This is a genomic window from Nocardioides sp. (assembly GCF_035697785.1).
Taxonomy (GTDB): domain Bacteria; phylum Actinomycetota; class Actinomycetes; order Propionibacteriales; family Nocardioidaceae; genus Nocardioides_B.
In genome coordinates this window covers 1-12,626 of record NZ_DASSCL010000034.1, presented here as the reverse complement: position 1 = coordinate 12,626, position 12,626 = coordinate 1, and the positions used below count along the sequence as shown (strand labels likewise).

General features: G+C 72.9%; 14 protein-coding genes. 12 read left to right on the top strand and 2 right to left on the bottom strand.

Translation table 11 applies throughout. From position 1 onward, the window contains the following. Nucleotides 1–1,792, top strand: a 1,792-nt coding sequence (locus VFH10_RS03755; RefSeq protein ID WP_325126076.1) for an FtsK/SpoIIIE domain-containing protein, incomplete at its 5' end; no start/stop codon positions are given. Nucleotides 1,793–2,085: 293 nt separating this feature from the next. On the opposite strand, the gene VFH10_RS03750 is transcribed toward VFH10_RS03755, so the two are convergent. After that, the gene (locus tag VFH10_RS03750) at nt 2,086–2,376 is read right to left on the bottom strand and encodes a WXG100 family type VII secretion target (RefSeq protein ID WP_325126074.1); all 291 of its coding nucleotides are present in this window, start codon (nt 2,374–2,376) and stop codon (nt 2,086–2,088) included. Nucleotides 2,377–2,608: 232 nt separating this feature from the next. Between VFH10_RS03750 and VFH10_RS03745 the strand changes: the two genes are divergently transcribed. From VFH10_RS03745 to VFH10_RS03700, 10 genes are read left to right on the top strand one after another with little or no spacing between them, the layout of a single operon-like run. Further along, nucleotides 2,609–3,343: an SAF domain-containing protein gene (locus VFH10_RS03745; RefSeq protein WP_325126072.1), complete on the top strand. Its 735-nt coding sequence runs from the start codon at nt 2,609–2,611 to the stop codon at nt 3,341–3,343. Beyond that, nucleotides 3,343–4,146 (top strand): hypothetical protein, encoded by an 804-nt coding sequence (locus tag VFH10_RS03740; RefSeq protein ID WP_325126069.1) that lies wholly within the window; start codon nt 3,343–3,345, stop codon nt 4,144–4,146. Before VFH10_RS03745 ends, VFH10_RS03740 begins: the two co-directional genes overlap by 1 nt. After that, nucleotides 4,131–5,441 (top strand): CpaF family protein, encoded by a 1,311-nt coding sequence (locus tag VFH10_RS03735; RefSeq protein WP_325126068.1) that lies wholly within the window; start codon nt 4,131–4,133, stop codon nt 5,439–5,441. Before VFH10_RS03740 ends, VFH10_RS03735 begins: the two co-directional genes overlap by 16 nt. Continuing rightward, nucleotides 5,441–6,301: a type II secretion system F family protein gene (locus VFH10_RS03730; protein ID WP_325126066.1), complete on the top strand. Its 861-nt coding sequence runs from the start codon at nt 5,441–5,443 to the stop codon at nt 6,299–6,301. Before VFH10_RS03735 ends, VFH10_RS03730 begins: the two co-directional genes overlap by 1 nt. Further along, nucleotides 6,298–7,224 (top strand): type II secretion system F family protein, encoded by a 927-nt coding sequence (locus VFH10_RS03725; RefSeq protein WP_325126064.1) that lies wholly within the window; start codon nt 6,298–6,300, stop codon nt 7,222–7,224. Before VFH10_RS03730 ends, VFH10_RS03725 begins: the two co-directional genes overlap by 4 nt. Before the next feature lie 52 nt (nt 7,225–7,276). Beyond that, the gene (locus VFH10_RS03720; protein ID WP_325126062.1) at nt 7,277–7,471 is read left to right on the top strand and encodes a hypothetical protein; all 195 of its coding nucleotides are present in this window, start codon (nt 7,277–7,279) and stop codon (nt 7,469–7,471) included. A gap of 11 nt (nt 7,472–7,482) precedes the next feature. Then, nucleotides 7,483–7,875, top strand: a complete 393-nt coding sequence (locus tag VFH10_RS03715) for a TadE family protein (protein ID WP_325126060.1) — start codon at nt 7,483–7,485, stop codon at nt 7,873–7,875. After that, the gene (locus VFH10_RS03710; RefSeq protein WP_325126058.1) at nt 7,872–8,285 is read left to right on the top strand and encodes a TadE family protein; all 414 of its coding nucleotides are present in this window, start codon (nt 7,872–7,874) and stop codon (nt 8,283–8,285) included. The genes VFH10_RS03715 and VFH10_RS03710 overlap by 4 nt, the downstream gene beginning before the upstream one ends. Beyond that, nucleotides 8,282–8,707, top strand: a complete 426-nt coding sequence (locus tag VFH10_RS03705; protein ID WP_325126056.1) for a pilus assembly protein TadG-related protein — start codon at nt 8,282–8,284, stop codon at nt 8,705–8,707. Before VFH10_RS03710 ends, VFH10_RS03705 begins: the two co-directional genes overlap by 4 nt. A 25-nt stretch (nt 8,708–8,732) precedes the next feature. Continuing rightward, nucleotides 8,733–11,492, top strand: coding sequence for a hypothetical protein (locus tag VFH10_RS03700; protein WP_325126054.1), 2,760 nt, complete (start codon nt 8,733–8,735; stop codon nt 11,490–11,492). Nucleotides 11,493–11,585: 93 nt separating this feature from the next. Here the strand turns inward: VFH10_RS03700 and VFH10_RS03695 are convergent, their stop codons facing one another. Then, a complete protein-coding gene (locus VFH10_RS03695; protein WP_325126052.1) occupies nt 11,586–12,038 on the bottom strand; it encodes a MaoC family dehydratase in 453 nt (150 codons plus the stop codon). Between the two features lie 34 nt (nt 12,039–12,072). Between VFH10_RS03695 and VFH10_RS03690 the strand changes: the two genes are divergently transcribed. Then, the coding region (locus VFH10_RS03690) for an adenosine deaminase family protein (protein ID WP_414689832.1) at nt 12,073–12,626 on the top strand (554 nt) is incomplete at its 3' end.

Sequence of the window (12,626 nt, the reverse complement as noted above, 5' to 3'; positions counted from 1 at the left end):
TCGCAGCCCGGACGCCACGGAGGGGCCGAAGCCCGCCGACGACGCGCTGGCCTGGCCGGTGCCGTGGGAGCGGGTGGGGCTGCCCGCGCCGGCCCGGCCGAAGACGCAGTCCGTGCAGACCGACGAGGCCGACACCGATCTCGCCGCCGTCGTCGACGCCATCACCGCACTGAGCACCTCGCTCGGCATCCCCGAGCAGCACCGGCCCTGGCTCGACGCGCTGCCGGACCTCGTCCGGGTCGACGCCCTGCCGCCCTCCTCGGAGGAGGCCGAGCGCGAGCGGCTCGCGGCACCGTGGGCGCTGGAGGACCTGCCCGCCCTGCAGGAGCAGCGGGCCAAGGAGTTCCAGCTCGGCCGGAACGGCCACCTCTATGTCATCGGCGGCCCGCGCAGCGGCCGGTCGACGGCCATGCGCACCCTCGCGGGCGCACTGGCCGACCGGGTCGCGGTCCGCGACCTGCACGTCTACGGGCTCGACTGCGGCAACGGCTCGCTGCTCGGTCTCGCCAACCTGCCCCACACCGGGGCCGTGGCCAGCCGCACCCAGGTCGACCGGGCCGGCCGGCTGCTGTCCCGGCTGGTGTCGCTGGTCGAGGAGCGGCAGCACCTGCTGGGTCAGGGCGGGTACGCCGACCTCGCCGAGCTGCGCGCCGCGCTGCCCGAGGACCAGCGGCCGCCGTACCTGCTCTTCCTGCTCGACCGCTGGGACGGCTTCGCCTCGACGCTGGGGGAGGTCGACGGCGGCCGGATGACCGAGCAGGTGATGACGCTGCTGCGCGACGGCTCGTCGGTCGGCCTGCACGTGGTGGTCTCGGGCGACCGGACGCTGGTCACCGGCCGGATGTCCACGCTGGTCGAGAACCGGCTGGTGCTCCGGCTGGCCGACCGCGCCGACTTCGGGGCCGTCGGCATCCCGGTCAAGCTGGTCCCGGACACGCTCGTCGACGGTCGCGCCCTCACCCCGGACCCAGTGGTCGAGCTGCAGGTGGCGGTGCTCGCCGACGACATCTCCGGGGCCGGGCAGAACGCCGCACTGCGCGAGATCGCGGCCCGGCACGCCGAGCGCGACGCCGCTACGCCGGGCACGCTCCGCCCGTTCCGGCTGGAGGAGATGCCCGCCGTCGCGCCGTACGACGACGGTGTGCGGGCCGCCGTGCGGGCTGCCGCGGACCGGGTCGCCGGGGGGTGGGTGCCGTTGGGTCTGGGCGGCGACGACCTCGTGCTCACCGGTCTGGACCTGTCGGGCAGCGCGGTGACCGTGCTTGCCGGTCCGCCCAAGTCGGGCCGGACCGGCCTGCTGCGCTTCGTCGCCGCCGCATCCCGCGAGGCCGACGTGCCGCTGCTGGCGCTGTGCCCGCTCGCGAACGCGCTGTCGAGCGACCTCGGCGACGCCGCGGTGCTGACCGCGGCGCTGGAGAACGAGGCCCTGGTCGAGCGGCTCCGGGGGCTGCCCGAGGGCGCGGTCGTGCTGGTCGACGACGCGGAGCTGCTCAAGGACGGACCGCTGGCCCCGGCCCTGATGGCGATGGTGCAGCAGGCCCGCGGCAAGGGCTGGCGGGTGCTGGTCGCGGGCGCGACCGCGGAGCTCGGCGCCGGCTACAGCGGCTGGATCTACGAGGCCCGCAAGTCCCGCCAAGGCATGTTGCTGTCACCGCAGGGGATGGCCGACGGCGACATCTTCAGCACCCGGCTGATGCGCAGCAGCCTGATGCCCCGCATCCACCCCGGCAGGGGCCTGGTCATCGACCCCGGTGGCACCCAGACCCTGGTACAGGTACCACTCGTCGACTGACCCGCAGGAAGCCAGCCAGGCACCGCAGGTGGAGCGCGCGACCTGGACGTCGAAGGCACGTGCCAGCATCGGCCGAGGAGTCAGTTGCGCACCGACACGCCGCAGGCGCGCCTGCACAACTGACTCCTCGGCACCGACCGGTCTGAGGGTTGTCCCACGACAGGGGTGCCAGCGGGGGGCACAGACCCAGCCAGAGGGGCCGCACGCGGCCACCGAGCCGGCCACGGCACCTTGCCAAACAAAGAACTGCGCCCCCGAGCCAAGAGCTCGGGGGCGCAGTCTCGCAAAGACGGTTACTTGCTGTAGGCCGTGTCCAGGCCCTCCGCGTCGCGGGCGTAGTTGCGCAGCCAGGTCACGAACTCCGGACCGACGGCCATCATCTTGTTCATCCCGTCGTTCCACTCGTTCCACTTGTTGTGGAAGGTCTGGGAGGCGCCGGGCGTCTGCCACGCTCCGCTGACCAGGTCCTGGGACTTGGTGTTGGCGGTGCGCTGGGCGTCTTCGAGCTGTGCGACCGTCCGCTCGATCATGTCGGCGGTCGCCATGATGTCGTCGATCCCGATCTTGTGGTCCCCGTGGGCCATTCTTGGTCTCCTTCGATGCTCGGTGCCGGACGGCCGGCTGACGATTCGCCTCACCCTAAGCCGACATTCGGAGCATTGGGAACAGCAGACCCCAGAATGCCCCCTGGACACCTGGTTCATCTCTACCCGAATCGGGTAATAAACTGATCGCTCGCTGTCCACCTGCGCGGGAGCTTGGACACAGCTCCGGACCCGCTGACAGCCGACGCCACGAGGGGACGAGGGAGCACACATGACCACGACGACGGGTGCCACGACGGCGGACCGCCAGAGGTTGCGGGCCGCTCGCGGCACCGGTGGCAAGCCGACCGGTCCCAGCCGGCTCCCCTCCCCGCCGCGGCAGCGCCGGCCAGCGATGGCCGCCCTGGCGCTGGTGCTGATCGTCGGCGGTGCCCTGATCGCCGGGCTGCTGGCCATTCGGATGGACAGCCGCGTCGACGTGCTCGTCGCCAACGGCGACCTGGCCCCCGGCACCCGGATCACGGCGACCAATGTCCGGGCGGTTCCGGTCGCGTACGACGACCTGAACCTCATCCCCGAGGACCAGGCGGAGCTCGTGATGGGCACCTTCGCCAAGGGGTTCATCGAGGACGGCACGCTCATCGACGGTTCGATGCTCGACAAGGACAACCCGATCGGTGGCGACCGGGCCATCGTCAGCGTCGTCCTCAGCCCCGCGCTCGCCCCGGAGAAGGCGCTGGAGACCGGTGACCTCGTCGAGGTGGTCCGGGCAAGCGGCTCTTCGTCCACAGGTGAGGGGGCGGCACAGATCACCCGGGGTCTGGTCCTCGCGATCCACCAGCCGAAGCGCGACGAGCTCGGTGGCGGCGCGGCCGGCAGCGTCAGCCTGCTCGTGCCCTCTGCCGCGGCGGCCGACGTGATCGACGCCTCCAGCGCCAACCTTGCGGGTCTTGCGCTGATCTCGCGCGGCAACACCACCGACGACGTGACCCTCTCGGGGTCCTGATGGCGCTGTACGCACTGGCGTCGGCCAAGGGGTCGCCGGGCGTCACCGTCACGGCCCTGGCCCTGGCCACGGTGTGGCCGACCGACCCGGTTGTGGCCGACATGGACCCGGCCGGGAGCGATCTGACCTGGTGGCTGCGCACTCCCCACGGTGACCCGATCCAGGCCGAACGCGGCCTGCTGTCGCTCGGCGCGGCCGTCCGGCGCGGCGCCGACGAGGCGGTGCTCGACGACCACCTCCAGGACGTCGATGGCGGGTTCCGCGTGCTCGCCGGCGTCGCGACCCCCGACCAGGTGGCCGGCCTGGGCGCGGCGTGGAGCCACATCCCGGCCGTGTTCAACGCCTACGGGGCCGATGTGATCGCCGACTGCGGACGCGTCGTGCCCGGGTCGGCCTCAGTGCCTGTGCTGCAGCGGGCAGCGGCTGTGCTCTTCGTCGTACGGCCGACGATCGAGGGGGTCGCACACCTGCGCGACCGGCTCCGTTCGCTGCGCGATGCCCTCGAGACCGGGGCCGGAGGCCCGCCCGTGGGGGTCGTGGTCGTCACGTCCTACCGCGACACCCGGTCGGCGCCCGACCTCCAGCAGCTGCTCGACTCGGAAGGAATCCAGGCGAGGGTGCTCGGCGTGGTCGCCGATGACGACAGGGCGGCCGACAGCCTCAAGGGCGTGCGCTGGTCACGGTCGATCGGCAAGTCGCTGCTGTTCCGGTCGGCTTCGGAGGTTGCCGGTCGGCTGACCGAGCTCGCCGGATCGCGCTACGCGGCAGCCCCGGGGGAGGGACGTCGATGGACCAGCAGCTGATCCGCCGCCTCCGCGAGGAGGTCGCCGATATCCTCTCCCGGCAGCGCCGCGAGGACGCCGCCAACGGCCTGCCGCCGATGACGGCCGAGGACGAACGCCAGTTCGCCCGCGCGGTGGTGAGCCGGGTCCTCGACGCCTACGCGCGCGAAGAGGTGACCGCCGGCCGGAAACCGCCGTCCCACGAGGACGAGCAGGCGATCGCCGAGGGGATCCACGCCGCACTGTTCGGCGTCGGCCGCCTGCAGCCGCTGCTCGACGACCCCGACGTCGAGAACATCGACATCAACGGCTGCGACAACGTCTTCATCGGGTACGCCGACGGGCGCGAGGAGCGCGCGCTGCCGGTGGCCGAGAACGACGACGAGCTCGTCGAGCTGGTGCAGATCCTCGGCGCGTACAGCGGTCTGACCAGCCGCCCGTTCGACACCGCCAACCCACAGCTCGACATCCGCCTCCCCGACGGCAGTCGTCTCTCCGCGGTGATGGGGGTGTGCCAGCGGCCGTCGCTGTCGATCCGCAAGGCGCGAATCGCGAGGGCCTCGCTCGACATGCTCGTGGACTACGGCTCCATCTCGCCGGAGCTCGCCGCCTTCTTGTCGGCGGCGGTGCGGGCCCGCAAGAACATCATGATCGCGGGGGCCACCAACGCCGGCAAGACCACGCTGCTGCGGGCCCTGGCCAACGAGATCGACCCGGCCGAGCGGCTGATCACGGTCGAGCGGGCGCTCGAGCTCGGGCTCGGCGAGTTCGCCGACCTGCACCCCAACGTGGTGGCCTTCGAGGAGCGGCTCCCGAACTCGGAGGGTCACGGCGCGATCCACATGGCCGAGCTGGTGCGCCGATCGCTGCGCATGAACCCCAGCCGGGTCATCGTCGGTGAGGTGCTCGGTGACGAGATCGTGACGATGCTCAACGCGATGAGTCAGGGCAACGACGGCTCCTTGTCGACGATCCACGCGAACTCCTCGCTCGAGGTGTTCAACCGCATCTGCACCTACGCGATCCAGAGCGTCGAGCGGCTGCCGGCCGACGCGACGATGATGCTGATCGCCGGGGCGATCGACTTCGTCGTGTTCATCGAGCGGGTCAACGACTTCGCCTCCGGCGGCAAGCTCCGACGCATGGTCACCTCCGTCCGCGAGGTCAACGGCGTCGACGGGCGGGTGCTGTCGAGCGAGGTGTTCAGGCCGGGCCCCGACGGGTACGCCGTGCCGGCCGCGTCGATCTCGTGCCTGGAGGAGCTCCAGCGGGTCGGGTACGCCCCGGGCGCGGCCCCCACGTGGGTGAACGCCTGATGGCGTTGTCCACGACGCTCCTCCTCATCGTCCTCCTGGGGGCCGTCGTCGGCGGTGGGGTGGTGCTGCTGGTCAACGGGCTGACCCGGCACGAGGCGAGTGCGGTGGCCAAGCCGCCTTCGGGCCTCGGCCGCCGGCTGAGGGCTTTCGGCACCCGGCTCCCCATCGCCATCGGCGTCGGACTGCTGGTGCTCCTGGTGACCCGCTGGATCGTCGCCGCGGTTGCGACGGGTCTGCTGATCCTCTTCTGGGACGCCCTGTTCGGCGGCGCCGGCGCCGAGAAGCGAGGCATCGCCAAGATCGAGGCGCTCGCGGCGTGGACCGAGTCGCTGCGCGACACCGTCGCGGGTGCGGTCGGCCTCGAGCAGGCCATCCCCGCCACGGCGTACGCCGCCTCGCCGATCATCGCGGGCGAGCTGTCCACCATGGCCGACCGGCTCCGGGTGCGGGTGCCGCTCCCCGTCGCGCTGCAGCGCTTCGCCGAGGACATGGACGACGCGAGCGCCGACCTGATCATCGCGGCGCTCATCCTCAACTCACGGCTGCGCGGTCCCGGCCTTCGTGAGGTGCTCACCTCGCTGTCGGAGTCCGCGCGCGCCGAGCTCGACATGCGTCAGCGGGTCAGCGCCGGCCGCCGGAGCACCCGCCGCAGCGTGCAGATCGTGGTCGGGGTGACGCTGACCTTCGTCTTCGGCCTGCGGATCTTCAACCCCGGCTACGTCGAGCCCTACGGCTCGCCCGTCGGCCAGGTGGTGCTGCTGATCGTGATCGGGGTGTTCGCCGCCGGGGTCATGTGGCTGCGTCGGCTGTCGCGGTTCGAGACCCCCGAACGCTTCCTGCACTTCAGGACGGCGCCATGAGCAGCCTCGTGCTGGTGATGCTCGTGGGTGCCGTGGTCGGCACCGGGGTGCTGCTGCTCGTCTCCGTGCTCGACCGCAGCCCGGTGAGCGGCCCCGCCGGCCTCGCCCAGATCGACGCGCGCCGCGAGCGCGGCGCGCGCACCGCCAGCCTGACCGCCGACCGCCGGCACCGGGACGAGTCGGTGCGACTGCGCAAGGTCGGCGCCGGCGTCAGCGACCTGCTCGCCGCCCGCGGCATCAAGCTGTCGTCGTCGATCACCGCCAACCTCGGCATCGTGGGCCAGTCCCGCGAGACCTTCCTGGCCAGGACCCTGCTGGCGGCGCTGGTCGGCATGTTCGTGCCGTTCATCGTGCTGGCCTTCCCGTTGGTCACCGGGATGTTCGGCACCCCCGTGATCCCGCTGTGGCTGGCGCTGCTCGGCGCCGCGCTGGGTGCACTGATGCCCTGGGCCCAGCTGAACAAGGACGCCGAGGCGCGCCGGCGCGACTTCCGGCACGTGGTCAGCTCCTTCCTCGACCTGGTGGCGATGAACCTCGCCGGCGGACGGGGAGTGCCCGAGGCCCTGCAGGCGGCGACGTCGATCAGCGACGGCTGGGCGATGGTGCGCATCCGCGACACCCTGGAGGCCGCCCGGCTGCAGGGCACCACCCCGTGGGCCGCACTCGGCCAGCTCGGCGACGACGTCGACGTCGACGAGCTGCGGGACCTCGCGGCCGCGCTCGCGCTGGTCGCCGAGGACGGTGCCAAGGTGCGCGACTCGCTGTCCGCGCGGGCGAGCTCGATGCGTCGCAAGGAGCTCGCCGACGCCGAGGGTCGGGCCGCCGCGCAGTCGCAGTCGATGCTGGTTGCCCAGCTCCTCCTGTGTGTCGGCTTCCTCCTGTTTCTGACGTATCCTGCAGTCGCGAGAGTCCTCGGGGGTTGACCGGGGATGACGACGGGGATCATCCACATGCCCGAGGAGAGAGGGACTGTCCATGTCCACACAGCACCTGACCTTGCTCACCACGCTGGTGCGGGGCCGGATCGCGCACGCGCGTCGCGCCGAGACCGGCGCGTCCGCGGTGGAGTGGGTGGTCATCACCGCCCTGCTGGTCGGCATCGCCGTCGCCGTGGGGGCGATCCTGCTCAACACGATCACCGACAAGGCCGACTCGATCGACCTGGGCTGAGCCGCGTCGGCGTGCGCCGGGACATCCGGCGGGGCGACGAGGGTGGCGCCAGCGCCGTCGAGCTGGCGATGTACATGCCCATCTTGATGCTGGTCATCTTCGTGGCCGTGCAGTTCTCCCTGATCTACCTCGGCAACGCCGCGGCCACCGCCGTGGCGCGGGAGGCGGCCCGGGTCGCCCGGGTGACCGGGGACGTGGGCGCCGGCCGGGTGGCCGGCTACCAGTACGCGCAGAACATCGGCCGCGGCATCCTCGAGGACGTCGACGTCAACGTCGTGCCGGTCGGCGGTGACCGGGTCCGCGCCGTGGTGTCCGGGCGGGCGCAGGAGCTCGCCCCCGTCGTCGTACCCCGGGTGAGCCAGACGGTCGAAGGGCCGGTCGAAGAGTTCCAGGTGGACCAGTGAGCGGGCGCAGCGGCGCGCAGCGGGACGAGCGCGGCTCGATGGCCGTGGAGCTGGTCATCCTCACCCCGGTGCTGATGATGTTCGTGATGCTGATCGTCGCCTGCGGCCGCTACGTCGCCGTGCAGGGCGACATGCAGGCGACCGCTCGCGACGCCGTGCGTGCCGCCTCTCTGCAGCGGGACACCGCGTCGGCCCATGCCGCGGCCGGCCAGGTCATCGCGCAGTCGCTGGACCGGGACACGTCGTGCTCCGGGTTCACGCTCAACGGCTTCGTTGCGGGCGGCACCGCCCGCATCGACCTGAGCTGCTCGGTGTCCTACGCCGGGCTCGGCCTCATCGGCCTCCCCGGCAGCGTGGGCGTGAGCGCGGCCAGCAACGCCCCGATCGACGTCTACCGGAGGACCGGATGAGGCGGGCCGCCGTCAGGAGGGGCGACGAGAGCGGCACCGCGACCGCGTTCGTGGTCGGCTTCGCGATCGTGCTGCTCGCCTGCGCCGGTCTCGTCATCGACGGCGGCACCGCGCTCAACGCCCGAATGACGCTCGCCGACGACGTGGAGCAGGCCGCCCGGGCCGGCGCCCAGGAGATCGACATCGTCGCACTCCGCGCCAACGACGTGGTCCAGCTCGACCCGCGGGCGGCCGAGGGGCGCGCCCACGCCTACCTCGGCGGCCTCGGCTACACGGTCTCGACCGCCACGGCCTTCGGGGACCAGATCACCGTCGGCGCCCGCGACCAGGTGGCGCCCAAGCTGCTGAGCCTGGTCGGCGTCCCCCCGTTCGACATCTCCGCGTCCGCAACCGCGCAGGCGGTGACCGACCCCGTCCCCTGACGGATCGGTCAAGAAAGGAACAGTCGTGACCTCGACCCAGACCGACCCAGCGCGCGGACCCGAGAGGTTCAGCCGTGCGGCAGGTGGCCAGCCGGCCGAGCACACCGAGACCTCTGCCCTCAAGGCGCTCGGCGCCGGCGTCGCGCTCCTGGTGATGCTGGTCGGCGTCCCGGTCGGCCTGTGGCTGCTCACCGGCCCGCCGCCGTACCCCGACGGGATGCCCAGCCGCTCCGACCTCACCCAACCGGTCACGGTCGACACCGTGCTCGCGGTCTTGCGCGCCGTGGTGTGGCTGGCGTGGGCGCAGTTCGCGGTGTGCACGCTCATCGAGACGGTCAGCCTGGTGCGTGGCCGCGGGCTGCCCCGCCCGGTGCCGCTGTCCGGCCGCTCGCAGCACCTGGCCCGCGCGCTGGTCGGCACGTTGCTCGTCGGCGGCGTGCTCGCCGGCAGCACCGGCACGTCGGTGGCCGCGACCTTCTCGAGCCCCGCCCTGGCACCCGCGCCCGTGGCCGGGGCGGTACAGGCCGGCGCTGACGACCGGACGCGGGCCGAGGTCAGGGCCGACGACCGCACCGAGGACGTGACCGGCGCAAGCGCACGGGACGACCGCCGGGCGGTGCACGCGGGCGTGCCGGGCGACATGACCGACGTGATCGGCAAGAAGGTCTACGTGGTGCAGCCGCCCGACGGCTCCTACCACGACAACCTCTGGGACATCGCGGAGCGGCACCTCGACAACGGCCGTCGGTGGCAGGAGATCTTCGACCTCAACAAGGGCCGGCTGCAGCCCGACGGTGGGGAGCTCATGCTTGGCCGGCTGATCCAGCCCGGGTGGGTGCTGATCATGCCCGGCGACGCCACGGGACTCGACCGGGTCGATGCCGCTCCCGTGCGGACGGCCGAGACGACCCCCGCCCAGGTGCGGGGCGGCGCCGGTGACGAGCAGGCCGACTCGGCCGGCGACGTGGACACCGTCGAGTCCCGGCACGAGTCGACCCTGGCCCGCGACCTCACCGGCGGCGGGATCGTGGCGGCCGGACTGCTCGGCGCCCTGCTGGCCGAGCGCCGCCGTCGCCGCAGCGCCGCCCCCGACGACGACGCGCTCGAGGCGGAGGTGGCGCTGCTGGTCGGCGCAGACCAGGCGCGGGCCGACCGGCTGGACCGTGCGCTGCGGGGGCTCAGTGCCACCTGCCGCAACGAGCAGCGGGCGCTGCCTCCGGTGTTCGCGGTCTCGGTCGACGACGAGAACATCGACCTGCGGCTGGCCCCGGCTCGCACGGACGCCCCGGCCCCGTGGACCCCGGTCGACGACGGCCGGATCTGGCGCCTCTCCGCGGACGCCGAGGAGCCGGCCGAGCTCGGCCACGCGCCGTACCCGGGGCTCGTGTGTGTCGGTCGTGGGCTCGACGGCACCGACGTCCTGGTCGACCTCGAGTCGGTCGGCGGCGCCGTCGCCGTGACCGGTCACGACACCACCGCCCGCGAGGTCGTCTCGGCGCTGGCCGTGCAGCTCGCCACCGCTCCGTGGACCGACGAGCAGCGCGTCTTCGGGCACGGTCTCTCGGAGGTGCTCGCCGACCTGGCCGGTGACCGGCTGGTGCTGGTCGACGACCTCGGGCCGCTGCTCGAGCGTCTGGAGGCGAGCACTCCGCAGCGTGGCGGGCAGGAGGTGCTGACTGGACGGCTCGCCAGGCGACCCGGGGTCGTGCCTCAGTACGCCGTGCTCGGCGCACCGCCCGAGCCGGCGCTCGCCGATCGGCTGGCCGGCCTGACCGGCGCCGGTGCGCGCGGGTTCGGCGTCATCACCGCCGGCGAGTCGGCCGGCACCCGCTGGCGCCTCGAGGTGGACGAGAGCGGCACGATGACCGTCCCGCTGCTCGACCTGCAGGTGGAGGCAGTCCGGCTGACGGCCCGCTCGACCGCGCTGGTGGCCGCGCTGTTCGAACGGGCCCGCGAGGAGGCGCCGGTCGTCGTCGACGGCCGGGTCCGCGTCCCCGCGCCGACCCGGCCGGGCGACGACGGGCACTGGAGCGCGGCCGCGGTCCGCATCGGCGTGCTGGGCCGGATCGAGGCCCGGACCCCCGGTGACCTCGACCCCACCCGCGTCGACCTGGCTGTCGAGGTGGCGACGTTCCTGGGCCTGCAGTCCGCGCCCGTGCACCCGACGGTGCTCGCCGCGTCGGTGTGGCCGCGTGGGGTCACGCCCGAGGTGCGCAGGGCGACCGTGGAGCGGGTGCGCGAGTGGCTCGGCGACGACACCGAGGGCTCGCCGCTGCTCCGGTCCGACGAAAACGGTCGGCTGTCGCTGAGCCCCGACGTCGCGGTCGACTGGGCGGCGTTCTGCGAGCTCGCCCAGCGGTCGCGGCACGCGGTGTCGCGTGAGGAGCGGGAGCTGCTTCGCCGGGCGCTGCAGCTGGTCCGCGGGGAGCTGCTGGACGACCGGCCCGCCGGGCGCTACACCTGGCTGCCGCGCACCCGGCTCGAGTCCGTCGTCGCCGACCTGGTCGTCGACACCGCGCACCGGCTCGTCGAGCTCTGCGGCCAGGACCGGGACCCGGCCGGCGCCGCCGCCGCGGCGGAGGCCGGCCTGCGGGCCGCTCCCGGCTCGCAGCTGCTGTGGCGCGACCTGATCCGGGCCGAGCACGAGTCCGGCGGGCACGCCGCCGCGGCGGAGGCGGCAGGCCGGATGGCCGACGCGCTGACCCGGCGCAACGCCCACATCGAGGCGGAGACCGACGCGCTCGTCGACGAGCTGCTGCCCTCACGGGCGGTCGCCGGCGAGTAGGCGGCGACTCCCCCAGGGGAACGGTCGCTCCCCGTGGTGAGTTCACACCGGGAAGCGGGCGATTACCACGGGACCGTGGTAATTGGCCCACGCTCAGGGGAGCAGCAGCACGACCGTCTCGGCGACGCAGGCCGGCTTGTCCTGGCCCTCGATCTCGATGACGTGCTGGAGCTGCATCTGCTTGCCGGCCGGGATGTCCTCGACGGCGACGACCGTGACGTGGGTCCGCACCCGTGACCCGACCCGGACCGGGTTCGGGAAGCGCACCTTGTTGACGCCGTAGTTGAGCTTGGCGCCCGGGGTCTCGAGCGCGAACACCTGGCTGCCCAGGAACGGCACCAGCGACAGCGTGAGGTAGCCGTGCGCGATCGTGCCGCCGAACGGTCCCTCCTTGGCGCGCTGCACGTCGACGTGGATCCACTGGTGGTCGCCGGTCGCGTCCGCGAACGCGTCGACGCGGGCCTGGTCGATCTCGAGCCAGTCGCTGCTGCCCAGGGACTCGCCGACGGCGGCAGTGAGCTCGTCGAACGACGTGAAGGTGCGCATGGGTCCGGTCCTCCCGTGGTTGCGGGGTGCAAGGATGTGTCGCATGTCCGAACCTATCGGTGAGCAGATCAAGCGGGCCCCGAAGGTCCTGCTCCACGACCACCTCGACGGCGGGCTGCGGCCGCAGACGATCATCGACCTCGCACCGGAGGGCCATGTGCTCCCGGCCACCGAGGCCGAGACGCTGCGCACCTGGTTCGAGGACTCCGCCAACTCCGGGTCGCTGGAGCGCTACCTCGAGACATTCGACCACACCGTCGCGGTGATGCAGACGTCCGACAACCTGCGCCGGGTCGCGCGCGAGTGCGTCGAGGACCTGGCCGCCGACGGCGTGGTGTACGCCGAGGTGCGGTACGCCCCCGAGCAACACCTCGAGGGCGGGCTGGGCCTCACCGACGTGGTCGAGGCGGTGCGCGACGGGTTCGGCGAGGGGGAAGAGGCGGCGCGTCGGGCGGGCACGCCCATCGTCGTACGACAGCTGCTGACGGCGATGCGGCACCAGGCGCGCTCGCAGGAGATCGCCGAGCTGGTGGTCGCCTACCGCGACGAGGGCGTGGTCGGCTTCGACATCGCCGGCGCGGAGGCGGG

Coding starts and splice junctions, on each gene's coding strand:
- VFH10_RS03750 (WP_325126074.1), bottom strand. CDS start 2,376: ATGGCCCACGGGGACCACAAGATCGGGATCGACGACATCATGGCGACC.
- VFH10_RS03745 (WP_325126072.1), top strand. CDS start 2,609: ATGACCACGACGACGGGTGCCACGACGGCGGACCGCCAGAGGTTGCGG.
- VFH10_RS03740 (WP_325126069.1), top strand. CDS start 3,343: ATGGCGCTGTACGCACTGGCGTCGGCCAAGGGGTCGCCGGGCGTCACC.
- VFH10_RS03735 (WP_325126068.1), top strand. CDS start 4,131: ATGGACCAGCAGCTGATCCGCCGCCTCCGCGAGGAGGTCGCCGATATC.
- VFH10_RS03730 (WP_325126066.1), top strand. CDS start 5,441: ATGGCGTTGTCCACGACGCTCCTCCTCATCGTCCTCCTGGGGGCCGTC.
- VFH10_RS03725 (WP_325126064.1), top strand. CDS start 6,298: ATGAGCAGCCTCGTGCTGGTGATGCTCGTGGGTGCCGTGGTCGGCACC.
- VFH10_RS03720 (WP_325126062.1), top strand. CDS start 7,277: ATGTCCACACAGCACCTGACCTTGCTCACCACGCTGGTGCGGGGCCGG.
- VFH10_RS03705 (WP_325126056.1), top strand. CDS start 8,282: ATGAGGCGGGCCGCCGTCAGGAGGGGCGACGAGAGCGGCACCGCGACC.
- VFH10_RS03695 (WP_325126052.1), bottom strand. CDS start 12,038: ATGCGCACCTTCACGTCGTTCGACGAGCTCACTGCCGCCGTCGGCGAG.